General features: G+C 59.6%; 20 protein-coding genes. 12 read left to right on the top strand and 8 right to left on the bottom strand.

What is annotated here, in order from left to right; translation table 11 throughout:
- Positions 1–3 precede the first annotated feature (3 nt).
- Entirely contained in the window at positions 4–1,149 is a 1,146-nt protein-coding gene (locus tag GTP46_RS23065) for a D-alanyl-D-alanine carboxypeptidase family protein (RefSeq protein ID WP_161008970.1), read from the top strand.
- Between the two features lie 21 nt (positions 1,150–1,170).
- Here the strand turns inward: GTP46_RS23065 and GTP46_RS23060 are convergent, their stop codons facing one another.
- Positions 1,171–2,472 (bottom strand): EAL and HDOD domain-containing protein, encoded by a 1,302-nt coding sequence (locus tag GTP46_RS23060; RefSeq protein ID WP_161008969.1) that lies wholly within the window; start codon positions 2,470–2,472, stop codon positions 1,171–1,173.
- Positions 2,473–2,545: 73 nt separating this feature from the next.
- On the opposite strand from GTP46_RS23060, the gene GTP46_RS23055 reads away from it, so the two are divergent.
- Positions 2,546–3,463: an aldo/keto reductase gene (locus GTP46_RS23055; RefSeq protein ID WP_202414404.1), complete on the top strand. Its 918-nt coding sequence runs from the start codon at positions 2,546–2,548 to the stop codon at positions 3,461–3,463.
- Here GTP46_RS23055 and pssA read toward each other — a convergent pair.
- Positions 3,460–4,218 (bottom strand): CDP-diacylglycerol--serine O-phosphatidyltransferase, encoded by a 759-nt coding sequence (gene pssA / locus GTP46_RS23050; RefSeq protein WP_161008985.1) that lies wholly within the window; start codon positions 4,216–4,218, stop codon positions 3,460–3,462. The genes GTP46_RS23055 and pssA overlap by 4 nt on opposite strands.
- 109 nt (positions 4,219–4,327) lie before the next feature.
- Here pssA and GTP46_RS23045 point away from each other — a divergent pair, with 109 nt between their 5' ends.
- Both GTP46_RS23045 and GTP46_RS23040 read left to right on the top strand, forming a co-directional pair.
- The gene (locus tag GTP46_RS23045) at positions 4,328–5,281 is read left to right on the top strand and encodes a CAP domain-containing protein (protein ID WP_161008967.1); all 954 of its coding nucleotides are present in this window, start codon (positions 4,328–4,330) and stop codon (positions 5,279–5,281) included.
- A gap of 62 nt (positions 5,282–5,343) precedes the next feature.
- Positions 5,344–5,973: an Hpt domain-containing protein gene (locus GTP46_RS23040; protein WP_161008966.1), complete on the top strand. Its 630-nt coding sequence runs from the start codon at positions 5,344–5,346 to the stop codon at positions 5,971–5,973.
- On the opposite strand, the gene GTP46_RS23035 is transcribed toward GTP46_RS23040, so the two are convergent.
- Positions 5,970–6,179, bottom strand: coding sequence for a hypothetical protein (locus tag GTP46_RS23035; RefSeq protein WP_161008965.1), 210 nt, complete (start codon positions 6,177–6,179; stop codon positions 5,970–5,972). The two genes, GTP46_RS23040 and GTP46_RS23035, sit on opposite strands and share 4 nt — an antisense overlap.
- Positions 6,180–6,440: 261 nt before the next feature.
- Here GTP46_RS23035 and GTP46_RS23030 point away from each other — a divergent pair, with 261 nt between their 5' ends.
- Positions 6,441–7,412: a sensor domain-containing diguanylate cyclase gene (locus GTP46_RS23030; RefSeq protein WP_161008964.1), complete on the top strand. Its 972-nt coding sequence runs from the start codon at positions 6,441–6,443 to the stop codon at positions 7,410–7,412.
- Positions 7,409–8,344, top strand: coding sequence for an SMP-30/gluconolactonase/LRE family protein (locus GTP46_RS23025; RefSeq protein ID WP_161008963.1), 936 nt, complete (start codon positions 7,409–7,411; stop codon positions 8,342–8,344). Before GTP46_RS23030 ends, GTP46_RS23025 begins: the two co-directional genes overlap by 4 nt.
- 77 nt (positions 8,345–8,421) lie before the next feature.
- Here the strand turns inward: GTP46_RS23025 and mnmE are convergent, their stop codons facing one another.
- The 5 genes from mnmE to rpmH are packed head-to-tail and all read right to left on the bottom strand — an operon-like array spanning position 8,422 to position 12,475.
- Positions 8,422–9,801 (bottom strand): tRNA uridine-5-carboxymethylaminomethyl(34) synthesis GTPase MnmE, encoded by a 1,380-nt coding sequence (gene mnmE, locus GTP46_RS23020; RefSeq protein ID WP_161008962.1) that lies wholly within the window; start codon positions 9,799–9,801, stop codon positions 8,422–8,424.
- Between the two features lie 54 nt (positions 9,802–9,855).
- Positions 9,856–11,607 carry a membrane protein insertase YidC gene (gene yidC, locus GTP46_RS23015; RefSeq protein ID WP_161008961.1) on the bottom strand — a complete coding sequence of 584 codons (1,752 nt, stop codon included), beginning with the start codon at positions 11,605–11,607 and terminating at the stop codon, positions 9,856–9,858.
- Positions 11,608–11,615: 8 nt separating this feature from the next.
- The gene (yidD, locus tag GTP46_RS23010) at positions 11,616–11,870 is read right to left on the bottom strand and encodes a membrane protein insertion efficiency factor YidD (RefSeq protein ID WP_161008960.1); all 255 of its coding nucleotides are present in this window, start codon (positions 11,868–11,870) and stop codon (positions 11,616–11,618) included.
- Positions 11,867–12,304: a ribonuclease P protein component gene (rnpA, locus tag GTP46_RS23005; protein WP_161008984.1), complete on the bottom strand. Its 438-nt coding sequence runs from the start codon at positions 12,302–12,304 to the stop codon at positions 11,867–11,869. Before rnpA ends, yidD begins: the two co-directional genes overlap by 4 nt.
- 36 nt (positions 12,305–12,340) lie before the next feature.
- Positions 12,341–12,475 carry a 50S ribosomal protein L34 gene (gene rpmH, locus GTP46_RS23000; RefSeq protein ID WP_040378179.1) on the bottom strand — a complete coding sequence of 45 codons (135 nt, stop codon included), beginning with the start codon at positions 12,473–12,475 and terminating at the stop codon, positions 12,341–12,343.
- A gap of 399 nt (positions 12,476–12,874) precedes the next feature.
- On the opposite strand from rpmH, the gene dnaA reads away from it, so the two are divergent.
- The 6 genes from dnaA to GTP46_RS22970 all read left to right on the top strand — a co-directional run bounded on the left by dnaA (position 12,875) and on the right by GTP46_RS22970 (position 23,628).
- A complete protein-coding gene (gene dnaA / locus GTP46_RS22995; protein ID WP_161008959.1) occupies positions 12,875–14,278 on the top strand; it encodes a chromosomal replication initiator protein DnaA in 1,404 nt (467 codons plus the stop codon).
- A 101-nt stretch (positions 14,279–14,379) separates the two neighbouring features.
- Positions 14,380–15,486 (top strand): DNA polymerase III subunit beta, encoded by a 1,107-nt coding sequence (gene dnaN / locus GTP46_RS22990; RefSeq protein ID WP_161008958.1) that lies wholly within the window; start codon positions 14,380–14,382, stop codon positions 15,484–15,486.
- 47 nt (positions 15,487–15,533) lie between these two features.
- A complete protein-coding gene (gene gyrB / locus GTP46_RS22985) occupies positions 15,534–18,026 on the top strand; it encodes a DNA topoisomerase (ATP-hydrolyzing) subunit B (protein WP_161008957.1) in 2,493 nt (830 codons plus the stop codon).
- A gap of 512 nt (positions 18,027–18,538) precedes the next feature.
- Positions 18,539–19,465 (top strand): DUF4007 family protein, encoded by a 927-nt coding sequence (locus tag GTP46_RS22980; protein ID WP_161008956.1) that lies wholly within the window; start codon positions 18,539–18,541, stop codon positions 19,463–19,465.
- Complete coding sequence (locus GTP46_RS22975; RefSeq protein WP_161008955.1) at positions 19,458–22,796, top strand: ATP-binding protein; 3,339 nt, start codon at positions 19,458–19,460, stop codon at positions 22,794–22,796. The genes GTP46_RS22980 and GTP46_RS22975 overlap by 8 nt, the downstream gene beginning before the upstream one ends.
- A complete protein-coding gene (locus GTP46_RS22970; protein WP_161008954.1) occupies positions 22,789–23,628 on the top strand; it encodes a phosphoadenosine phosphosulfate reductase family protein in 840 nt (279 codons plus the stop codon). Before GTP46_RS22975 ends, GTP46_RS22970 begins: the two co-directional genes overlap by 8 nt.
- Positions 23,629–23,682 lie beyond the last annotated feature (54 nt).

Below are 23,682 nucleotides of genomic sequence, written 5' to 3'. Positions count from 1 at the left end.
CTCATGAAGAAAATTATCGCGGCACTGGCCACCAGTGTGATGTTGATGACCTCGGCCGTGGCGCAAACGCTGCCAGCGCCGAACATCGCCGCCAAATCCTGGCTGCTGCTGGACGCCACCAGCGGCCAGATCATCGCCTCGCAGGATCCGAACGCCCGCATCGAGCCAGCCTCGCTGACCAAGATCATGACGGCGTATGTGACCTTCGGCGCCCTGCGCGACAAGAAGATCCAGCTGAACCAGATGGTCAACGTCTCGACCAAGGCATGGAAAGTCGATTCGAGCAGCTCGAAGATGTTCATCGACCCAGCCACCCCGGTCAGCATCAACGATCTGCTGTACGGCCTGATGGTCCAGTCGGGTAACGATGCCGCTGTCGCGCTGGCCGAAGCCGTTGCCGGCGACGACTCCGCCTTCGTGGTGCTGATGAACAAGGAAGCCCAGCGCCTGGGCCTGACCTCGACCCACTTCGCCAATCCGCACGGCCTGCCGTCGCCGGAAAACTATTCGACCGCGCAAGACCTCTCGCAACTGGCGCAGCACGTGATCAAGGACTTCCCGGAGTTCTACAAGATTGATTCGGTGAAGACCTTCACCTACAACAAGATCACCCAGCCGAACCGCAACCGCCTGCTGTGGCTGGACCCGACCGTGGATGGCATGAAAACCGGCCACACCGAAGCAGCCGGCTTCTGCATGATCGCCTCGGCCAAGCGTCCCAACGGCAGCGGCGAGCGCCGCCTGATCTCGGTGGTGCTGGGCACCTCGTCGGATCAGGTACGTACGCAGGAAAGCCAGAAGCTGCTGAACTGGGGCTTCCAGAACTTCGACACGGTCAAGCTGTACTCGAAAGGCCAGCCGATCGCCACGCCGGAAATCTGGAAAGGCTCGAAGAGCGCCGTCAAGATCGGCTTCGCGCAAGACGTGATGGTGACCGTGCCGAAGGGTGTGGCTGCCAAGATGAAACCAGCGCTGGAACGCAAGGACCCGCTGGTCGCACCGCTGGCCGAGAACAGCCGCGTCGGCACCCTGAAGATGGTGGTGGACGGCAAGCCTATGCTGGAACTGCCAGTGGTGGCGCTGGAGACCGTGGAACAAGCCTCGATCTTCGGCCGCGCCTGGGACTCTATCCGTCTCTGGCTGAAGTAAGTAATGCCCCCAGTGGGGGCATTACGAATCGGCGCCGGTCTGCTGCATCGATTCCTGCGCCCAGTGGAAGGCGGCCTGTCCCACTTGCGGCAGGCCGTCGATATCCACCTCCAGCGTTTCAGCAATGGCCAGCGCGCGGTCGACCTTGTCCCGCTCCAACAGTAACACCATCATCAAGTACGGGCTGTAAACGCCCTCGCTGCCCAGCAGCACATTGCGGATGTCGTCCGACAGATGCATTTTGTCCACCAGCTTGGCCATCGGCACCCCCAGCAGTACATCGAACAGCGACAGCAAGCCGACCAGGAACAATTCATCGCGCTTGGACTGCGGCAGCGTGCTGCAGGTTTCCAGGAAGCGTGCGCGCGTCAGCGCCACTTCCAGCAGTGATTCGTCGCGCTCCTTGGTGGCGCCGCCGCCGAGGCGGAACATCGACACCGTCAGGCCGCGATACAGCTGGTTGCGGCCCAACACCATGAAGGCTTGCTGCAAGCTGGTGACCTTGGTGGCCTGGCCATTGCTTGGCGCGTTAGCCCATTGCAGCACCTGGTAGGTCATGCCCGGATCGCGCTTGGCCACTTCGATCATGGCCGGCAGTTCGGCATCGGTGCGCAGCAGGTTGAGCAGCTCGATCGAAGTCATGCGGCTCTGGTCGATCTTGGCGTCCGGATCCACCTTGTCGCTGGTGGTCAGGAAATGGCCCATGAAGTAATTCGCGCCCCATGACAGGCACATGCGCTGCTCATCCCACGACTCGACGCCGTCCACCACCAGTTTCAGGTCGGGATAGCGCAGGCGCAGCTGCTTGGACAGGGTCTGGAATTCCGCCAGCGTGTGTTCTTGCAGGTGCAGCAGCACCACGTCACACACGGCCAGCAGCTGGGCGTCGTCCGCCTCCAGCGATACGCCGCGCAGCGCCACCTTGGAGCCAGATGCGCGCAGCGCCGAGATGCGGCCGGCAATCTGGTCGACTGGCAGGTTGGCGACCTTGCGGTCCAGCAGGAATACGGTGTTGGGAGCAACCAGCGGCAGATGGCGGTTGAACACCACCGCATCCATCGTGACCGGCACCAGCGCCACGCGCCTTTGTGCAAAGTCCGGCACATGGGCCGCCACCAGCGCTTCGAGCATGGCCTGCTCCGGCAGCGGTGCATTGAAACGGTAGCCGCACAGGCGATGGCGTTCGTCGACGATCTCGGCGCGGGTGACGATGGCGGCAGCGTCGGGGGCCGGCGCAGGCGGAGGAGGCGATGCGGCAGCCGGCGCGCTGGCTGGCGTGACGGCTGGTTCCGGCTTCGATTTCAGAAACGATAAAAATCCCACTTCATCCCCCTGTTCGGTCTGTCGTACGCTTCGATCATACTATAATTCTTGCCTCTCACTTAACTTGGAAAGTATGCCCATGACCGACCTCACCTGCCCTTCCCTCGTGACCTACCAAGGCGGCCTGACGCTGTCACGCATCGTGGCCGGGATGTGGCGCATGAATGAATGGAACCTGACGCCACAGCAGCGCGTCGAGTGGATCGAGCAGGCGCTGGCCATGGGCGTGACCAGCTTCGACCACGCCGATATCTACGGCGGCTACGGCGTCGAAGCCACCTTCGGCGAGGCGCTGGCGTTGCAGCCTTCGCTGCGCGACAAAATGCAGCTCATCAGCAAGTGCGGCATCAAGCTGGTGAACGGGGCGCGTCCGGAACACACCATCCAGCACTACGACACCAGCGCCAGCCACATCATCGCCTCGGCCGAGAATTCGCTGCGCCAGCTGGGCACCGACCACCTCGACCTGCTGCTGATCCACCGTCCGGATCCGCTGATGAATTTTGATGAAATCGCTGGCGCCTTCCAGCAGTTGAAGAAGGATGGCAAGGTCAAGCACTTCGGCGTGTCCAACTTCACCCGCCATCAATTTGAAAGCCTGAACCGCCGCATTCCGCTGGCGACCAACCAGGTGGAATTCTCGCCGCTGTACGTGGCGCCGATGTTCGACGAAACCTTCGACGGCCTGCAAGACCTGGTTGTGGCGCCGATGATCTGGTCGCCACTGGGCGGCGGCCGCCTGTTCAGCAGCGACGACGCCACCGGCGTGCGCGTGCGTGCGGCGATCCAGAAAGTGGCCGATGAGCTGCAGCGCCCGTTCGGCGCGGTGGTGTTTGCGTGGATTATGCAGCTGCCGAGCCGTCCGGTGCCGTTGACCGGTTCAGGCCGCATTGCAGCGGTGAAGGAAGCAGTGGAAGCGACTCAGTTCAGCCTGAGCCGCAGCCAGTGGTTTGAGATCCTGCGCGCGGCCCGCGGCCACGAAGTAGCTTAATCGTCAGTGTAGATGACCGGCGGGGCGACACCCGTCCAGCCGGTCTTCCATGCCGCATTCAGCGCCAGCGTGAGCGCGATGTAGAACGCAAAGAACAGCACGAAGTACGCGGCCTGCAGCCACACTAGCAAGCCGAGATTAATCAGCAAAACCACCAGCGCGGCCCAGCTTTTCTTTTGCTTGGAACTCGGGAAGCGCACGGTCGACACCATCAGCGTACCGACCACGAACAGCAGCAGCACGATCAGGATGCCCTGCAGCACCGACGCCGCCGGGTCCGGCCACGCCACCACCACCGCCGCCACGCACGCTGCACCTGCCGTGATCGGCATGCCGACAAAGTAGCGCGGATCGGTGCGGCCCACATTCACATTGAAGCGCGCCAGCCGCAGCGCACCGCACGCGACGAAAAAGAAGCTGGCCATGCCGCCCAGGCGCAGCAGAGTCGGATGATCGAGGCCCAGTTGCTGGAAGCCCCAGCAATACAGCAGCAAGCCCGGCGCGCAGCCAAAGTTCATCACGTCCGCAATCGAATCCAGTTGCATGCCGAAGTCGGACTGGGTGTTGGTGGCGCGCGCCACCATGCCATCCAACGCGTCGAACACGCCGGCCAGCACCAGTAGCACAGCCGCCAGGCGATAGTCGTGCGCTGAGCCGATCAGCGCGTTGTCGACCGAGATGACGATGCTGCCGAAGCCGCAGGCAATCGACATCAGGGTGACCATGCTGGGCAGGGCAAACTTGGCGCGCTGCATGCGCGGGTGGTGTAAAGGCTTCAAAACGGGTGCATCCAAAAATAAACGGCAAGCTTAACATGTGTAACGCGTGCGGCGGTTTTGAAATCGGGCTTAGAATTTATTCATCATGGAAAAATGGCGAATCTTCTTGGCGGCGCTGCTGGCCGTCGTCTTAGCTGCGACCTTAGCTGCAACACTAGCCGCTTGCGGCGGTGGCAGCAGCTCCACGGCCGTCACCGGCCCCACAACGTCCACGCCCATTACGCAGGAGCCGGGCGCGCCTGCGCTCACCGGCAACACCGCCACCGATGGCTACAACTGGATCAACTACCGGCGCGCACAGGCCGGGCTGGCCACGCTTACCCGCAACAGCCAGCTGGATGCGGCGGCGCAGGGCCACTCCGACTACCAGCGCCTGAACCGCGTCATCACCCATGAACAGACACCGGGGCAACCCGGCTTTACCGGCGTGGCGCTGACCAACCGCCTGGCAGCTGCCGGCTATGCGCTGACCGGCTCCTACTCGGCTGGCGAAGTGATCTCCGCCACCACCAATACTTCCGGCTTCTATCAGGCCGAGGAACTGATCGCGGCGATCTACCATCGCTTCGTGATCTTCGAACCGGTGTTCAAGGACATCGGCACCGGCGCGGCCACCATCACTGGCAGCTATACCTACTTCACGGCCGACTTTGCGGCGGTGAATAGCCTCAGCGGATTGGGTGCGGGACGCTTCGTCGTCTACCCCATCAACAACCAAAGCAATGTGCCGACCAACTTCTTCAGTGATAGCGAGTCGCCCGATCCCGTGCCCAACCAGAACGAGGTCGGCTACCCAGTCAGCGTGCACGCCGACCACGGCAATACCGTGGTGGTGAAAAGTTTTACGGTGGCGCCGCGCGGCGGCATGGCGCTCAGCACGCGCTTGCTGAGCGCAGCCAGCGGCACCAGCGAGACCAGCAGCGCAGCCGCCATCGTGCCGCTGGCGCCACTGCTGGGCGCCACCACCTACGACGTCAGCTTCAGCGGCACGATAGGTGGCGTGGACGTCACGCGCAACTGGTCGTTCAGCACCAAATAAAAGCCGTAGGTGTTGTACGAATTTAACTGTGACTTGAAGCCGGGTCTGCTATCGTAGTGGCTATGATGACATCCAGCCCCTCTGCCCTCGGCGAAGGCCATATCCTGCAAGTGGAAACCGGCTTGCAGCAGCTGATGGGCGATCGCGACCTCTACCTGCAAATCCTGCGCCGCTTCCGCCAGCGTTATCCGGACAGCGGCTGTGATGCGCGCAGCGCACTGGCTGGCGGCGATGCCGTGCAAGGCCAGCGCATCATCCACACCCTCAAGGGCGCAGCCGGCATGATCGGTGCGCAGCAAGTGTATTTGCTGGCGACGCAGCTGGAGCCGCTGTGCCTGGGACCCGCGCAGGATTGGTCGGCGCCGCTGGCGCAGCTGGAACAGTCGCTGCGCAGCCTGATCACGACCATCGATGAACTGCTCGATGGCGATCCGCAACACATGCTGGCGGCCCATGCCGATAGCGACGGCGCAGCGGCGCATTTGCCGGAAACCCGCATGCTGTTGCTGTTGCTGACGCGCTTGCTGGACGAAGGCGATGGCGCGGCGATCGACGTGCTGGAGCAATCAGCTACCGTGCTGGCGGCAAGCCTGGGAGTGGAAGTATTTCAGGAAGTGACGGAAGCGGCGCACCAGTTTGATTTTGAAGCGGCGCTGGCGACCTTGCAGGCAGCGATGGCCCGGGCGGACTAGCGGGTATATTCCTTCTCTTCGTCAAACGCGTCGGCGCATTCTTTGTCGCAGAAACGGCGCACATTATCGAGCGGCTTTTCACAATACCAGCAGGCCCCTTTGGGCGGCAGCATCTGGCGCGTCCGTACCTGCGGCACGGGCGTCGCAGCGGCAGGCGGTGGCATGCCGCCGCCGTCGTCCGGGACACTCTCTTGTATCGGTTCCACGATCTCCTCCTCTCAGGCCAAGCACTGCTCAGTTGCAAGGTTACTTCAGCGGAATTGCCGCAAGTATGAGATTTCTCAACGGTTGCCTGAAACGGCACATCCGTTTGCGACGAACAATAATAGCAGGATAAACGTGACGCTCGCTGCGGCAAAAGATGAGGAAATATTTTTCAATGAAAAAGCGGGAAACGATAGTGCAGCAAGGCGCGTGGCTGCCTTTATAATCTGGACACGTTTTCAATTCCCTTCAGGAAAGCACGCATGACTGAATCCGCACCTGTACCGCACCAACTGCCCGCGCGCGTGCTCGGACTGGCCCAGCTGGGCTTGATCGTCATCGATGCCGATATGCACATCGTCATGTGGAACCAGTGGATGGCCAGCCGCTCCGGCAAGTCGTCGCACCGGGTACTGGGGCAGGATCTGTTCGACCTGTACGGCGAGCTGCGCGGACAGCGGCTGGAGCAGGCGGTGCTGAGTGCGATGCAGAGCAATCTGCCGCAGACCTTATCGCCGGCGCTGAACCCGTCACCGTTCCCGCTGTACCCGGCTGGTAGCTGGGGCGGCGAGCGCGTTGAACAAGCGGTGTCGGTGACGCCGTTCAACGAAGGCAAGGAGCGCTTTTGCCTGATCGAAGTCAGCGACATCAGCGCCATCGTCGGCCGCGAGCGCCAGTTGCGCAGCCAGGCCGAAGCACTGCGCGCGCAATCGTATGTGGACGGCCTGACCGGCATCGCCAACCGCCGCCACTTCGATGTGGCGCTGGACCGCGAACTGCGGCGCGCCCAGCGTAACGATGGCCAGCTATCGTTGCTGCTGATGGACATCGATTCCTTCAAAGCCTACAACGACCACTTCGGCCACCAGCAGGGCGACGCCTGCCTGACCTTGGTGGCGGAAGCCTTCGCTTCCATGCTGCAGCGCCCGGCCGACCTGGCGGCGCGCTACGGCGGTGAAGAATTTGCAGCCGTGCTGCCCGACACCAGCTGCGAGCAGGCAGCACAGCACGCGGAAGCCATCCGCGCCAAGATCGCTTCACTGAACATCACCCACGCGCCGGCGGCGACGCGGCCGCACGTTACCATGAGCATCGGCGTGGCGACCTTCGACAAGGACCAGCTGAACGAAGGCGCCGCCATGCTGGCCGCCGCCGACAGCTGCCTGTACGCCGCCAAGAAAGCCGGACGCGATTGCGTCATCGTCTATCGTCACCAACAGGAGAATGCAGCATGAAGTTACGCAGTACCTTGATCCTTGCGGCCATGCTGGCCGCGCCGCTGGCCCAATCCGCAACCGGTGTCTGCAACGGCAAAGCGCCATCCGGCGAACTGACGGCGACGCGCATCGCCGCCGCCAACAGCACCCGCAGCGAGCCAGGCTTGTACGAAGGCCCGGTGTGGATCAAAGATGCGCTGTACTTCTCCGACTTCACATTCGGGCCGGGCTTCCCATCGCGCATTCTCAAGCTGGACGCCAGCGGCAAGGTCAGCACCGCGATTGAAGATAGCGGCAGCAACGGCCTGGCGACGGATGGCAAAGGCAACCTGATCGCAGCGACGCACAAATACAAATCGGTCTCGCGCTACACGCTGGACGGCAAGCGCAGCGACATCGTCGGCCAGTTCAACGGCAACGTCTTCAACTCGCCGAACGACATGGCGCTGGCGGCGGATGGTACCTTGTACTTCACCGATCCCGACTTCCAGCGCGATGCTGCGCCAGGCGGACAAGACAAGACCCGCGTGTACCGCGTGGCGACCGACGGCAAGGTAACGGTGGTGGATGACACGCTGCAAAATCCCAACGGCGTCTCGTTGTCGCCGAAAGGTGACGTGCTGTACGTGAACGGCATGGTGGGCGAGTACGGCGTGCTGCGCGCGTACCCGATCGTGAAAGGCGTGCCGCAGCAGGGTAAAGATCTGGTAAACAAGCTGGGCATCCCGGACGGCATGGCGGTCGACTGCCATGGCAACATCTACGTGACCGAGCACACCGACCGTCGCCTGCGCGTATTCACGCCGGCGGGCAAGCAGATCGCCACGATCAAGGTGGATGCCAACGTCACCAACGCCGCATTCGGCGGCGCCGACGGCAAGACGCTCTACATCACCGGCGCCGGCGCGCTGTGGCAACTCAAGCTAGAAGTTACCGGCTCGCCGTACTAAAAATTCGGGGTCAGTTCTGCCACTGGTACATGAGCTCGTGTACGATTGGCAGAACTGACCCCGAAGTTTCACAACGATTACTTGCCGATACAGAAGCGGCTGAAGATGACACCCAGCAGGTCGTCTGAAGAGAAGGCGCCGGTGATGCTCGACAGCTGCACCTGCGCCAGCCGCAGTTCTTCGGCAAACAGGTCCAGCGACTGATCGTTTTGGGCGGCGTGTTCGCCGGCGCGCACCAGGTGTGCGCCGGCGTTTTTCAGGGCGATCAGGTGGCGTTCGCGCGCGAGGTAGAGCGACTCGCCGGTCTGCTGCCAGCCGGCGATACGCAGCAGTTCCTGGCGCAGCAAATCAATCCCGATGTGCTCGTGTGCGGACAGGTAGATGTGCGTTGCATCCTCCATCTGGTCCACCGCCGCTTTGTGGCCCGACAGGTCAATCTTGTTCCAGATGCGCAGCACTGGCACGCCTTGCGGGAAAGCCTCCATGATGCCTTCGTCCGAACGCGATGGGCCGTGATCCGCATCCAGCAGGTGCAGGATCACATCGGCCTTGCCCACCTCATTCCAGGTACGCTCGATGCCGATGCGCTCCACCACATCGGCCGCCTCTTCCGGCGCGCGGATGCCGGCGGTGTCGATGATATTGAGCGGGATGCCTTCAATCTGGATGGTCTCGGTCACCTTGTCGCGCGTGGTGCCGGCGATCGGCGTGACGATGGCCACGTCATTCCCCGCCAGCGCATTCAGCAGCGACGACTTGCCGACGTTCGGCTGCCCCACCAGCACCACGTTCAAACCTTCGCGCAGCAAGGCGCCCTGCGCCGCCTGCTTGAAGACTTGCTCCAATGCGTAGACAATGCCCTTCAACTGGCCGCGCGCGTCGGACTTTTCCAGGAAGTCGATTTCCTCTTCCGGGAAGTCCAGCGTGGCTTCCACCAGCATGCGCAGATTGGTGACGTTGCCGACCAGCGTGTTCACGGTTTTCGAGAACGCGCCCGCCAGCGATTGCGACGCCGACTTGGCCGCCGCTTCGGTCGAGGCATCGATCAAGTCGGCCACCGCCTCGGCCTGCGCCAGGTCCAGCTTGTCGTTGAGGTAGGCGCGGCGCGTGAATTCGCCCGGCTCGGCCAGGCGCAAGCCACTGTCAGCGCCCGCTTCCAGCACCCGCGCCAGCAGCATCTGCAGCACGATAGGGCCGCCGTGGCCCTGCAGTTCCAGCACGTCTTCCCCGGTGTACGAATGCGGGCCCTTGAACCAGATGGCGATGCCCTGGTCAATCACGCTGCCATCCGCTTGCTTGAACGGGATGTAGGTAGCGTGGCGCGGTTGCAAGGCGGTGCCGCCGAACAGCGACGCGATCAGCGGTTGCAGGTTTTTGCCGGAGGCGCGTACCACGCCAATGCCGCCGCGTCCTGGTGCGGTGGCGATGGCGGCGATAGGGGAAGAGTCGATATTCATAGGACGAATTGTATTCAATAAAAAAAGCCCGCGACCAGCGCGGGCTTTTCAGCGTTAGGCCTTAACGGGCTCTACAGCGCCAAATTTCTTGGAGATCACGTACTGCTGCGCAATCGACAGTACGTTGTTCACTACCCAGTACAGCACCAGGCCGGACGGGAAGAAGAAGAACATGACCGAGAACATCAACGGCATGAACAACATCATCTTCGCTTGCATCGGATCGGCCGGCGCCGGATTCAGCTTGGTGGTGATGAACATCGAAATCGCGTACAGCACCGGCAGGATGGCATACGGGTCATGCTGTGCCAGGTCGGTAATCCAGCCCATCCACGGCGCGCCGCGGATTTCGACTGCCGACTGCAACACGTAGTACAGCGAGATGAAGACCGGCATCTGCACCAGGATCGGCAGGCAGCCGCCCAGTGGATTGATCTTCTCGGCTTTGTACAGCTCCATCGTGGCCTGGTTCATCTTGGCCGGATCGCCTTTGTAGCGCTCGCGGATAGCTTGCATCTTCGGCGTCACCAGCTTGACCTTGGCCATGCTGCGGTAGCCAGCAGCGGACAGCGGGAAAAACAGCAGCTTGATCAGGATGGTGAAGGCGATAATCGTCCAGCCCCAGTTGCCCAGCACGCCGTGGATGTGCTCGATCACCCAGAACATCGGCTTGGCGATCATGGCCAGCCAGCCGTAGTCGCGCACCAGCACGAAGCCTGGCGACACGGGTTCCAGCAGCGCGTTTTCTTGCGGGCCGGAGAACAGCTTGGCGTCGTTGGTCACAGTCGCGCCCGGCGCGATGGTGCCCAGCGGCTGCTTGATGCTGATGCCGTAGACGTTGGTGTCGATCTTGGTGGTTTCGATCTCATGCATCAGCTTAGGCTGCGGCACAAAAGCGGACACGAAGAAGTGCTGCGAAATCGCGATCCAGCCGTTGTCGGCTTTGGTGGCGTGGTCTTGCAGCATCGGCTTGCCAGTCTTGACGGCTTCCTGCGCTTCTTTTTCCAGCGTTTCGAACTTCAGCTTTTCGTAGTGCTTTTCATCGGTGTACAGGGTAGGACCGGTGTAGCTGCTGTTGAAGAAGGAATCGCCGGCCGGCTTGTTGCCGTCGTGCGCCAGCTGCAGGTACAGCTGCGGCGACACAGGCACGGTGCCGGTGTTGGTCACGTCATGGCGCACATCGACCACGTAGTCGCCGCGCTTGAAGGTGAAGGTCTTGGTCAGCTTGACGCCACCCGACTCCGCTTCCAGCACCAGTTGGACCTGGTTGCCGTCGGTCAGCATGCGCGGACCAGGCTTGGCCACGAAACCGGTGTTGTGGTTCGGAGCGCCAGCACCGATCAGGCCAGTGCGGGCCAGATAGGTCTTGCCGGTGCCAGCATCCACGTCGAACAGCACCACGTTCTGGCTCTGGTCGCCAGGCTGGCAGAACTTGAACAGGCCGAAGCAGCCGCCGAACCAGCCTGGGTGGCTGTTTTCTTTGTACTTCAACAGTTCCAGGCGACGGATCACACCGCCCTGGGTATCGATATCGGCGCGTACCACGTCGGTGGTGATGGTGATGCGCTCGGCCTTGAACGGCGCGGCATCTGCAGCGGCTGCACCAGCTCCCGGCACGGCAGCGGCGGCGCCAGCAACAGCGGCGGCCGGCACGTCGGATTTCTTCGCTTCAGGCCCCTTGGCCGTCTGCGCCGGCTGCGGCGCAAACATCGATGGATGGCCGTTGGAGATCTGCCAGTTGTTCCACAGAACAAACAGCGACACCGCAAACACGATCCACAAGATGGTACGTTTATTGATATCCATTATTTCAGTCAGGAGTGGTTGCAACCGCAAGCGGTTGTAGAGGAATTCGATTTGGCCGGGACCGGATCATGTCCGCCTGCATTCCACGGATGGCAGCGGCACACGCGCTTGACGGCCAGCAGGCTGCCTTTGGCGGCGCCGTGCACTTGCAGCGCTTCCAGCGCATAGTTCGAGCAGCTCGGATGAAAACGGCAGCTCGGCGTCATCATCGGGCTGATAGCCAGTTGATAAAAGCGCAGCAGGAAGCGGAGCACGGTTTTCATGGCGCCCCAGATGGAGGCGGCGGCGCTGAAGGCAAGGCCTGCCTGGCGGACAATTTGGCTTGCGCCGCGAACAGGCGTGCCAGTTCCACCCGCAAGGCTGCTTTCAGCTTTGCAGTGGTGGCAGGTCCATCCTTGCTGTTGACCGGCCTGGCCAGGCGCACCACGCAATCGATGGCGGGCAGGCCGGTCACGCGGAACAGTTCGCGGGTGACACGCTTGATCGTATTGCGGGTGACGGCACGCGGCGCAAAGCGCTTGGCCACCACGACGCCCAGCCGCGCATGCGGCAGTTGGTTCAGACGGGTGTACAGCACGAAGTGCGCGCTTTTTTGGCTAGGGCGCAAACGAAAAACGGATGAAAATTCATCCGTTTTAACGATACGCCGAGCGCGCGCGAAGTCGTGAGAACCTTCGCCTGTCGAGCCGCTGTTGATGCAGCTGTCCACGCGATCAGCTAACAAGTGACTAGCTTATACAGCCAGACGCTTGCGGCCTTTGGCGCGGCGTGCGTTCAGCACTTGGCGGCCACCACGGGTAGCCATACGTGCGCGGAAGCCGTGGGTACGCTTACGGCGTACAACGGAAGGTTGGTAAGTACGTTTCATGTTGGTCTCGCTTAAAGCAAAAAAAATGCAAAATCGGGTCAGACGGCCCGTCAGTTTTTGGTGCCAATGACACTTCGCGCACCTATGCCAACGCTATCCGGCACAAGCTGGGTCCATCTCATCGCCCGCTAAATCCTCGCTACTCCATATTAATATCCATGTGAAGAAACAAGGAATACGGGCGGGGAACCCTGAATTATCAGCATTTCGCCCCCGCTTGTCAACACCAGACTAGCCCGGATTAGCGTCCCAAGCGCCCCCAAACTGCGAAAAAATCCTGTTTCGCCTGTGGATAACTGTGGCGAGCGAGAGTAGAATAGCGCGTTACGTGTGAAAAACTTCAAAGTTGCCCACACCCTTATACAGCAGTAAGCACCAAATAGAACAAGATAGCAATTCATGGAAAATTTCTGGCAGACCTGCTCCGCCCAGCTGGAGCTGGAGCTGACGCCGCAACAATTCAGCGCCTGGATCAAGCCGCTTATCCCCATCGATTACGAGGCGGGTAAGCTGCGCGTGGCCGCGCCCAACCGCTTCAAGCTGGATTGGGTGAAGACCCAGTTCGCCAGCCGCATCACGGCGCTGGCCTGCCAGTACTGGGAGCAGCCGACCGAGGTGCAGTTCATCCTCGACCCGCGCCTGGCGATGCCGCGCAAAGCCACGACCACCGCGCCGGTACCGGACCACAATGGCGGCGCCCCAAGCAATAATGCCCGCATGGCCATGGCCGACCCGGCGCCGTCGGTGCCGGAACTGCCGGCCTCGGCCCCGCCGCGCCGCGAGCAAAGCAAGATCAACACCGACCTGACCTTCGACAGCTTCGTCACCGGTAAGGCCAACCAGCTGGCGCGCGCCGCCGCGATCCAAGTGGCCAACAATCCGGGCGTGTCGTACAACCCGCTGTTCTTCTACGGCGGCGTCGGCCTGGGTAAAACTCACTTGATCCACGCGATTGGCAACCAGGTGATGGCCGACCAGCCAGGCGCCCGCATCCGCTACATCCACGCCGAGCAGTACGTGCGCGACGTGGTGACCGCCTACCAGCGCAAGGGTTTCGACGACTTCAAGCATTACTACCACTCGCTGGACATGCTGCTGATCGATGATATTCAATTCTTCGGCGGCAAAAGCCGTACGCAGGAAGAGTTCTTCTATGCGTTTGAAGCGCTGATCGCAGCCAAGAAGCAGATCATCATCACCTCGGATACCTATCCAAAAGAGATCACCGGCATGGATGACCGCCTGATCTCGCGCTTTGACTCCGGCCTGACGGTGGCGATTGAGCCGCCGGAGCTGGAAATGCGCGTGGCGATTCTGCTCAAGAAAGCGAAACAAGAGGGGGTCACCTTCTCCGACGACGTCGCCTTCTTCGTAGCCAAGCACCTGCGCTCCAACGTGCGTGAGCTGGAAGGCGCGCTGCGCAAAATTCTGGCGTACTCGCGTTTCCACGGTAAAGACATCACCATCGATATCGTGAAAGAAGCGCTGAAGGATTTGCTGTCGGTGCAGAACCGCCAGATCAGTGTGGAAAACATCCAGAAAACCGTGGCCGACTTCTTCAACATCAAAGTCGCGGACATGTACTCGAAACGCCGGCCGGCCAACATCGCCCGCCCGCGCCAGATCGCCATGTACCTGGCCAAGGAACTGACGCAAAAGTCGCTGCCGGAGATCGGCGAGCTGTTCGGCGGCCGCGACCACACCACGGTGCTGCACGCCGTGCGCAAGATCGCACTGGACCGCACCAAAAATCCGGAATGCAACCACGAGCTGCACGTACTGGAACAAACGCTCAAGGGCTAGCTTGAGGCAGGCTTTGGCTTTATCATTTAGTCAAACCTGTCCGCCTGCTCACAAGGCAAAAAGTATTGAAACAATATTAAATTTTTACTTGAGGATAATCTATGCAATTGGTCAAAACCACCCGAGATACGCTACTCCGGCCACTGCAGATCGTGAGCGGTATTGTCGAGCGTCGGCACACTATGCCGATTCTGGCCAATATCCTCATCCGCAAAGAGGGCGAGAGCGTATCCTTCCTGTCGACTGACACGGAAGTCCAGATCACCACCAACGCCGAGATCGGCTCCGGTGCGGAAGTCACCGGCACCACCGTGGCGGCCCGCAAGCTGCTGGACATCCTGCGCGCGCTGCCGGAATCGGGCGACGTCACCATCACCCTGCAAAACAAGCGCCTGGCAGTACAGTCGGGTAAATCGCGCTTCGCGCTGCAAACGCTGGCGGCTGAGGAGTTCCCGACCGTGCAGCAAGCCGACAGCTACAGCGCCTCGGTCACCCTGCCGCAGAAAACCCTGAAGCACCTGTTCAACATGGTGCACTTCTCGATGGCCCAGCAGGACATCCGCTACTACCTGAACGGCCTGCTGCTGGTCCTGGATGGTAACAACGTGATCGCCGTGGCCACCGACGGCCACCGCCTGGCGTTCTGCCAGGTCGAGACCGAACAGTCGTTCGCGCGCCAGGAAGTCATCATCCCGCGCAAGACCATCATCGAACTGCAGCGCCTGCTGGAAGAAAACGACGAGCCAGTGCAACTGGACATCGCCGCCAACCAGGTCAAGCTGACCTTTGCCGACATCGAGCTGATCTCGAAACTGGTGGAAGGCAAGTTCCCTGACTACACCCGCGTGATCCCGAAGGGCTACAAAAACGAATTCACCATCGGCCGTGATGAACTGCTGCGCTCGCTCCAACGCGCGGCCATCATGACCAGCGATAAATTCAAGGGCGTGCGCTGCATCATCACCCCGGGCAGCATGAAAATCAGCTCCACCAATGCCGACCAGGAAGAGGCAGTGGAAGAACTGGAAATCGACTACGGCGGCGACAGCGTCGACATCGGCTTCAACGTCACCTACCTGCTGGACGTGCTGAACAACCTGAAATGCGACCAGGTCAATGTGGCACTGGGCGACTCCAATTCGTCGGCGCTGATTTCGATCCCGGAAAACACCGACTTCAAATACGTCGTCATGCCGATGCGCATTTAAGCAGCCCAGCACAGCCTTTAAGTAATCGATTTTAGAGAAAGCAGCACATGTCCGAAGAGAACGCAGCACCAGTACCAAAGAACGAAGAATACGGCGCCTCCTCGATCCAGATCCTCGAGGGTCTGGAAGCAGTCCGCAAACGTCCCGGCATGTACATCGGTGACACCTCGGACGGCACCGGCCTGCACCACCTGGTGTTTGAAGTGCTGGACAACTCGATTGATGAATCGCTGGCCGGTCACTGCACCGAGATCCACGTTACCATCCACTCGGACAACTCGATCTCGATCACCGACAACGGCCGCGGCATTCCAGTCGGCCTGAAAATGGACGACAAGCACGAACCAAAACGTTCGGCGGCCGAAATCGTGCTGACCGAACTGCACGCCGGCGGCAAGTTCGACCAGAACTCGTACAAAGTCTCGGGCGGCCTGCACGGCGTCGGCGTATCGTGCGTGAATGCACTGTCCAAACTGCTGCGCGTGACCATACGCCGCGACGGCAAAGTGCACCAAATGGAATTCGTGCGCGGCGTGGCACAGAACCGTGAGCTGGAAACGCGCGACGGCGTGCTGGTCTCGCCGATCAAAGTCATCGGCGAAACCGAAAAACGCGGCACCGACGTCCACTTCTGGGCCGACGAAGAAATCTTCACCCACGTTGAATTCCACTACGAAATCCTGGCCAAGCGGATTCGCGAACTGTCGTTCCTGAATAACGGCGTCAACATCAAACTGACCGACCAGCGCACCGGCAAGGAAGAGCTGTTCGCGTTTGAAGGCGGCACCCGCGGCTTCGTTGAATACATCAACAAAGCCAAGACCGTGCTGCACCCGACCGTGTTCCAGGCCACCGGCGAACGCCAGTCGGACCAGAACACCACCATCTCGGTCGACGTCTCCATGCAATGGAATGACGCCTACAACGAACAGGTGCTGTGCTTCACCAATAACATCCCGCAGCGCGACGGTGGCACCCACCTGACCGGCCTGCGCGCGGCCATGACCCGCGTGATCAACAAATACATCGACGAGAACGACTTCGCCAAAAAGGCCAAGGTTGAAATCTCCGGCGACGACATGCGCGAAGGCCTGACCTGCGTGCTGTCGGTGAAAGTGCCTGAGCCGAAATTCTCGTCGCAGACCAAAGACAAGCTGGTGTCGTCCGAAGTGCGCGGCCCGGTCGAAGAGATCGTCGCCAAGACCCTGTCCGACTATCTGCAAGAAAAACCAAACGACGCCAAAATCATCTGCGGCAAAATCGTTGAAGCAGCGCGCGCGCGTGAAGCGGCCCGTAAAGCCCGCGACCTGACCCGTCGTAAAGGCGTGATGGACGGCCTGGGCCTGTCGTCGAAACTGGCGGACTGCCAGGAACGCGACCCGGCGCTGTGCGAACTGTACATCGTCGAGGGTGACTCCGCAGGCGGCTCGGCCAAGCAAGGCCGCGACCGTAAGTTCCAGGCCATCCTGCCACTGCGCGGTAAAGTGCTGAACGTGGAAAAGGCGCGCTTCGAAAAGATGCTGTCGTCGGAACAGATCACCACCCTGATCGCCACGCTGGGCACCTCCATCGGCCCGGACGAATTCAACGTCGAAAAGCTGCGCTACCACCGCATCATCATCATGACCGATGCAGACGTCGACGGCGCCCACATCCGCACCCTGCTGCTGACCCTGTTCTATCGCCAGATGCCTGAGCTGGTGGAACGCGGCCACATCTACATCGCCCAGCCGCCACTGTACAAAGTGAAAGCCGGCCGCGACGAGCGCTATCTGAAAGATGATGCGGAAGAAGCCGGCTACATGATGAACGTGGCGCTGAGCAGCGCCGTACTGACCCCGCGCGAAGGCGCCGAGCCGATTCAAGGCGAAGCACTGGGCGAGCTGGTACGCCAGTTCAACCTGGCCAACGTCATCATGACCCGCCTGACCCGCGTGATCGACCGCGCCGCACTGACCGCCATCATGACTGGCGTGCAGCTGAACCTGGACACGCAGGAAGCAGCCGAAGCCTCGGCCCGCACCCTGGCTGCCGAGATCAACGACATTGCCGTGAAAGTATCGGTGCGTTCGGATGATCTGTCGGAGAAGCACCTGCTGTGGATCGAGCGTATGCACCACGGTAACGTGAAAGTCAGCGCGATTGATGCCGACTTCGTGCAAGGCGCGGATTACAGCGTACTGGCCAGCGCCGCCGCCACCTTCAAAGGCCTGATCGGCGAAGGCGCCTACGTACGCCGCGGCGAAGGCGAGCGTACCAAGGAATCGACCGTGGTTGACTTCCACCAAGCCATGCAATGGCTGCGTGACGAAGCCGAACGCGTGGTCTCGAAACAGCGCTACAAAGGTCTGGGCGAGATGAACCCGTCACAGCTGTGGGAAACCACCATGGACCCAACCGTACGCCGCCTGCTGAAAGTACAGATCGAAGACGCGATTGCAGCGGACCAGATCTTCACTACGCTGATGGGTGATGATGTTGAGCCGCGCCGTGCGTTCATTGAGAACAATGCGCTGCGCGCGGGGAATATTGACGTTTAAATCTTTTTAGTGCCGTAGGGCGCCAGAGTATTTGCAACTGGCGCCATTAACTTGCGACCAAAAGACGCCACTTAGTGCGACTGACCTATTCGTAGGAATTCATGCGCCCGTCAAATTTCAACCGATAGTGAAAAGCCAACCGTAAGGTTGGCTTTTTTTTGGGACGAATGAGCTCTCGGTGTTGATTTGCAACAGAGTCTACCCAACGCTCAAGACGCAATCCCGCTCCACAAGCAAAGGGGTTGGAGTGATCGACGTGGCATAACCTACCAACAAATGACGCTGGGAAGGTCTCCCCCATCAAACATGTAGATTGCGACACTGTATATAATTACAGTACCATGAGCGAGTTGAAGCTATGATGCTTTCTCCTATGTGCAAGCAGTAAATTGTAGACATTTCGTCGAGAGGTTGGTGTGGGCGCCTTAGTTATCAAAACATTGATTCTCGTGGGCCTCTTCAGGCCTTGGTGCCCACTGGTGATATTCTCCAGTCCGGGTTAAAATGTTTTTATGAAAGCCAAAATATTGTCAAAGGGATACACTCCTCACTTTTCGGGGCATGAAACCTTCCCGCTTCGGCAAATGTGGTTGAAGAAGGCATACGACCAAGCCGAAAATGGGAACGTTAAAAAGACTACTTTCACAGCTGACGATGCCATTGCGGCCTTTGGGGTCGGCAAGAATATGGTTGCAGCTATCCGGCATTGGGCATTGGCCTGCGATGTTTTACGGGAAAGTTCAGACGACAGCTCGTTATATGTGATTCCTCCTATGGCGCGTGCCATCTTCGCGGATGATGGCTTGGATCCCTATACAGAGCATCCGACAACCGCTTGGTATGCCCATTGGTGGTTGGCTGGCAAAGCGAATCGCGCGACGACATGGTATTGGCTATTCAATCATGTGACCGCGTCCTCATTTTCCAAAGAGGATTTGGAGCTTCCGTTAGCGGCTTTTGCGCGCGAATTGGACCCAAAACGCAGGCTCTCCGCTTCGACTTTGTCGCGCGATATCGAAACCTGTCTGCGTAGTTATGCGCCTCGCACTGCTGGGGGAAGTCCAGAGGATTTCGCCGAGCCAATGCTTGGCGAGCTTGGGCTGATCAGTGAAGAGCACAAAGGGCATTTCTCGTTTAGACGTGGCCCCAAAGCGACGCTGACAGATGGCATGTTCGCATATGCCCTCGCCGATTTTTGGGAAAACGCCGCGCCAGGTTTAACCTCATTAGCGTTCGAGAAGATAGCCTACGCGGAGGGTTCTCCTGGACGTGTGTTCAAACTTGACGAAGACTCCGTCGCAGAACGCTTGTTGAGCCTTGAGGCATTAACACAGCGCACGTTCGCGTGGACCGACACCGCAGGACTGCGGCAAGTCCACCGCATGAAAGACATCACGGATAAATTCAAGAAGAGCCTCATCAACAAAGCCTATGAGTGACGCAAAAGAAGAGATGCTGTCCGACTACGTTCGGATTTCGCGGCAGTATCAGCGATCGATTCGCATCGACATTGACCTAGGTCGGCATGACGCGCTTGAAGGCTACATCTGCCACGGTACAGCCACGTCCGTGTTAAACAGCATGTCTAGGCAGATCTTGGAGAGCAATCAACGCGCCTTTACATGGACCGGCCCCTTTGGTGGCGGAAAGTCCTCGCTCGCCATCGCGTTCGCCAGCGCTCTCTCCCGCGATCGCAAGCTCCGAGCGAAGGCACGAAGCGTTCTCCCGCTTGATAGCCTTGTAGTCTTTGACAACGCCTTCCCTGTGCATAAAGGCTGGCTTACTCTGCCGATCGTTGGCAAGCGCGCGAACGTCGTCACCTCGCTCAATTCAGCGCTTTCCCACGTAGGACTAGGCGTCGAGACGAAGAAAGGGCAAACGCCCACCGCTGCCGAAGTGATCGCGGCCATTTGCCGCGAGGCGACGCGCGGCCAGTTCGACGGTGTGCTGATCGAAATCGATGAAATGGGGAAATTCCTCGAAGCGGCCGCGCTCGGCCTCGGCGAGGATGTGTATTTCTTCCAAGAGCTTGCCGAAGCCGCCGCACGCGCAGACGGTAAAGTTATCATCGTGGGCATTCTGCACCAATCGTTTGGCCAGTATGCTGCTCGACTTGGCATTGACACGCGCGAGGATTGGAGCAAGGTACAAGGTCGATACGCAGACATCCCCCTTGTCGCCGCAAGCGACGAAGTGGTCGAATTAATTGGCAAAGCTATTGAAGTTCCGGAGGCTCCTCACTGGATGGAGAGCGCATCCGAGGCGATCGCGAGCTCGATTCGGGAGCGGCGCCCCGCTGTCGGCAGCCATTTCGCGCAAAGCCTGCAGGCGTGCTGGCCGCTGCACCCGGCGATGGCAGCCCTCCTCGGTCCCATTTCCAAGCGACAGTTTGGCCAGAACGAGCGCAGCACATTTGGGTTCCTAGCTTCGGTGGAGCCTTATGGCTTCCGTTCATATCTAGAGAACACCCCGCGCGACAAATCCTCCTGGTATCGCCCCAACAATTACTGGGACTATCTCCGCTCAAATTTAGAGCCGGCGATTCTCGCGTCTCCCGACGGTCATCGCTGGTCACAAGCGGTCGAGGCCGTCGAGCGCACCGAGGCGCGATCCAATGATCCGCTGCACGTCGAGCTCATAAAAAATATCGCCATCATCGATCTGTTCAGAAACGGATCTGGGTTAGCCGCTGACGGGAATGTGCTGAACGCCCTGTTCTTTGACGCATCTCCGAAGACTGTCGAAGAAGCGTTAGAGCAACTTTCAAAATGGCGCGTTGTTCAATTCAAGCGCCATATCTCCAGTTGGTCGGTGTTTGAGGGAAGTGACTTCGACATTGACGCCGCGCTATCTCAAGCGCGCATGTCTATGGCTGGCATCGATCATAAGCTCCTCACCGCTCTGTCGAACCTGCATCCAGTCGTAGCGAAACGCCACTATCACGAGACCGGCGCCATGCGATGGATGAACATGCAGATTTGTCGCTTAGAAGACGCGAGCTCGATCGCGGAAAACTTCGCACCGCAGCGTGGGGAGTTTGGCCTGTTCCTGCTAAGCCTTCCCAAGAGGAACCTTGATGCAAAGGAGGCGCTCAAGGTCGCTCATGCGGCCTCGAAAACAGCACCTTGGCCTGTAGCTGTCGGGGTGCCTTCCAATCACGCGAAAATCGACTCCTTAGGCGCCGAGCTGCTGGCCCTGCAACTAGTGCAGTCCCGGCACGAACTGAGCGGTGATCCGGTCGCCCGACGCGAAGTACAGGCCCGCCTTACCGAAGTGCGAGCTAACTTAGAAGAGCAATTGCGATCCGCCGTCGCAAACGCAAAGTGGGCGATTAATGGCGAAGAGGAGCGCGCAGGCCTGAGCATTTCCTGGATCGCCTCTAAACTAGCGGACGCGCTCTACAGCGAGGCACCTCAGTATTGGAGCGAGCTGATTAACCGTGAAAGCTTGTCGAGCAATAGCGTGAAGGCTCGCCGCGACCTACTCTATCGCATGCTCGACAATGAGAACGAAGAGAATTTGGGAATCAGCGGCTATCCAGCGGAGCGCGGGCTCTATGAGACGCTTCTGCGAAGCGTGGGATTACATCGCAAGACCGCAGATGGATTGCTTCGGTTTATGCCACCATCCGAAGAATTCGCCCCAACCTTCGTTGGCATCTGGGAAGCCGCGCGCTCGCTATTCACAGATGTGAGTCGCCGCGTGAGCGCGGTGGAAATCCATGAGCGCTGGGCTGCCGCTCCATTTGGTGTGCGTGCGGGCGCGATCCCTGTATTTTTGACCGCATTCTTGTTAGCACATAAAGGCAATGTCGCGGTTTACAAAGATGGGATCTTCGTGCCTGGTGTCACCGATGCCGACATCGACGAATACCTACAAGACCCGCGTCGCTTTTCCCTACGCTGGATTGTCATTGATGAGAAGAAGACGCAAATCCTCGAAGGCATTGCCGACATTCTGCGTGAGGCGGGAGCGCCGGCTTCGGCAAATGATCCGCTAGAGGCTGCGAGGGGGCTTGTGGCGCTTATGTTTGGCCTTCCGCAATGGGCTCAGCGAACGCAAAAACTAAGTGAGCGTGCCCGAGCGATCCGCGACACTTTACTCAAGGCCAGCGACCCTCACAAAGTGTTGTTTGTGGACTTGGCGGCCATCTTGGATAGCTCTAGCCCACAAACGTATATCGAAGAGCTTCGCGGGCCAGTGCTTGAACTGGCTCAAGCCTATGCCGCAATGTTGAATCGCGTTGAATCGGCCATGCTTAACGCGCTTGACGCGCCGGCTGACCAGCTAGATCGCCTTCGCTCCCGATCCGAGGCATTGGTAGGCATTGACGGCGACTTGCGTTTGGAGGCTTTCTATGGTCGCCTGGCAAAGCACGATGGTAGCCGCCAAAGCGTGGAAGGCATTCTGAGCTTAGCCGTAAACAAACCGACGCGAGATTGGACAGACCGAGACGTTGACACCGCTATTTTGGAGATGTCCAAAGTCGCCCAAAAATTCCGTCAAAGCGAGCCTTATGTGGCGATCAAAGGGCGTGCACCGACTAGTGAAGCATTCGCTGTGATAATCGGCACCGGAGCTCAAACCAAAACGCTGTCGCGCGAGTTCGCTCTGTCTGAACGACATAGCGCCGCCGTGGACCGTGTCGCAGATGATTTAGTCGAAAAACTGAAAAGCGCTGGATTAGGCGTGGACGCGCTTATGGCCGTGCTCGCTCGAACCGGACTGCGCCTAACTGCGCAGGAAGAAGCGGAGAAATCGAATGGCTGAAAGATATGTGCTTGGGATTTCCGGCGGCAAAGACAGCGCTGCTCTTGCGGTCTATGTACGCCAACATTACCCGGAATTGGATGTAGAGTATTTTTTCACCGACACCGGCAAGGAGCTCCCCGAAGTCTATGAGTTCCTCGGAAGGCTGGAGGGGTTCCTAGGCAAACCGATCGCGCGCTTGAACCCTCGTCGTGATTTCGATTTTTGGCTGCGCGAATATAACCACTTTTTGCCGTCCGCGCAAACGCGCTGGTGCACGCGCCAATTGAAGCTCGCACCGTTTGAGCAGTGGGTACGCCCAATGTTGGCGGCTGGCGACAGTGTCACCAGTTACGTCGCCATTCGCGCAGACGAAGAATATCGTGAAGGCTACGCTTCCAAGCATCCTAACTTGAAGGTGAAGCTTCCCTTCCGTGAAGGAGGCATCGACAAAGCTGCCGTGATGGATATCTTGGCGTCCTCAGGCGTTGGCATCCCCTCCTATTACGATTGGCGGTCCCGCAGCGGTTGTACCTTCTGCTTTTTCCAGCAGAAGATCGAATGGGTGCGCCTAAAAGAACGCCATCCCGATGAGTTCGAAGTGGCGAAGGCTTACGAGAAGGACGCACTGGAGCATGGATCTCCGTTCACTTGGTCGCATGGCGAGCCACTAACAGATCTGGAGAAGCCTGCGAGGGTCATCCAAATCGTGAAAGACTTCGAAGAGCGCAAGGCACGGGATTTGAAGCGTCGTCCAGTCAACCCCCTTCGTCCTGTCGAAACAGTTGATGACATCGACGACATCTATGGCATTGATGAGAACAATGGGTCTTGCGCCATTTGTCATAAATAAGCGCTACGCCTACCTGCAACGTATGATCATAAAAAAAAGCCTCGGGGTTCTCCC

It is taken from the genome of Duganella flavida (genome assembly GCF_009857445.1).
GTDB lineage: Bacteria > Pseudomonadota > Gammaproteobacteria > Burkholderiales > Burkholderiaceae_D > Rugamonas > Rugamonas flavida.
This window is presented reverse-complemented; position numbering and strand designations above follow the sequence as displayed.

Bases quoted from the DNA above. Each gene is read 5' to 3' on its own strand.
- GTP46_RS22975 (WP_161008955.1), top strand. From the start codon at position 19,458: ATGAGTGACGCAAAAGAAGAGATGCTGTCCGACTACGTTCGGATTTCG.
- GTP46_RS23065 (WP_161008970.1), top strand. From the start codon at position 4: ATGAAGAAAATTATCGCGGCACTGGCCACCAGTGTGATGTTGATGACC.
- GTP46_RS23030 (WP_161008964.1), top strand. From the start codon at position 6,441: ATGACTGAATCCGCACCTGTACCGCACCAACTGCCCGCGCGCGTGCTC.
- GTP46_RS23040 (WP_161008966.1), top strand. From the start codon at position 5,344: ATGATGACATCCAGCCCCTCTGCCCTCGGCGAAGGCCATATCCTGCAA.
- GTP46_RS22970 (WP_161008954.1), top strand. From the start codon at position 22,789: ATGGCTGAAAGATATGTGCTTGGGATTTCCGGCGGCAAAGACAGCGCT.
- GTP46_RS23045 (WP_161008967.1), top strand. From the start codon at position 4,328: ATGGAAAAATGGCGAATCTTCTTGGCGGCGCTGCTGGCCGTCGTCTTA.
- dnaN (WP_161008958.1), top strand. From the start codon at position 14,380: ATGCAATTGGTCAAAACCACCCGAGATACGCTACTCCGGCCACTGCAG.
- yidC (WP_161008961.1), bottom strand. From the start codon at position 11,607: ATGGATATCAATAAACGTACCATCTTGTGGATCGTGTTTGCGGTGTCG.
- gyrB (WP_161008957.1), top strand. From the start codon at position 15,534: ATGTCCGAAGAGAACGCAGCACCAGTACCAAAGAACGAAGAATACGGC.
- GTP46_RS23055 (WP_202414404.1), top strand. From the start codon at position 2,546: ATGCCCATGACCGACCTCACCTGCCCTTCCCTCGTGACCTACCAAGGC.
- pssA (WP_161008985.1), bottom strand. From the start codon at position 4,218: ATGCAGCGCGCCAAGTTTGCCCTGCCCAGCATGGTCACCCTGATGTCG.
- dnaA (WP_161008959.1), top strand. From the start codon at position 12,875: ATGGAAAATTTCTGGCAGACCTGCTCCGCCCAGCTGGAGCTGGAGCTG.
- mnmE (WP_161008962.1), bottom strand. From the start codon at position 9,801: ATGAATATCGACTCTTCCCCTATCGCCGCCATCGCCACCGCACCAGGA.
- rpmH (WP_040378179.1), bottom strand. From the start codon at position 12,475: ATGAAACGTACTTACCAACCTTCCGTTGTACGCCGTAAGCGTACCCAC.
- GTP46_RS22980 (WP_161008956.1), top strand. From the start codon at position 18,539: ATGAAAGCCAAAATATTGTCAAAGGGATACACTCCTCACTTTTCGGGG.
- yidD (WP_161008960.1), bottom strand. From the start codon at position 11,870: ATGAAAACCGTGCTCCGCTTCCTGCTGCGCTTTTATCAACTGGCTATC.
- GTP46_RS23025 (WP_161008963.1), top strand. From the start codon at position 7,409: ATGAAGTTACGCAGTACCTTGATCCTTGCGGCCATGCTGGCCGCGCCG.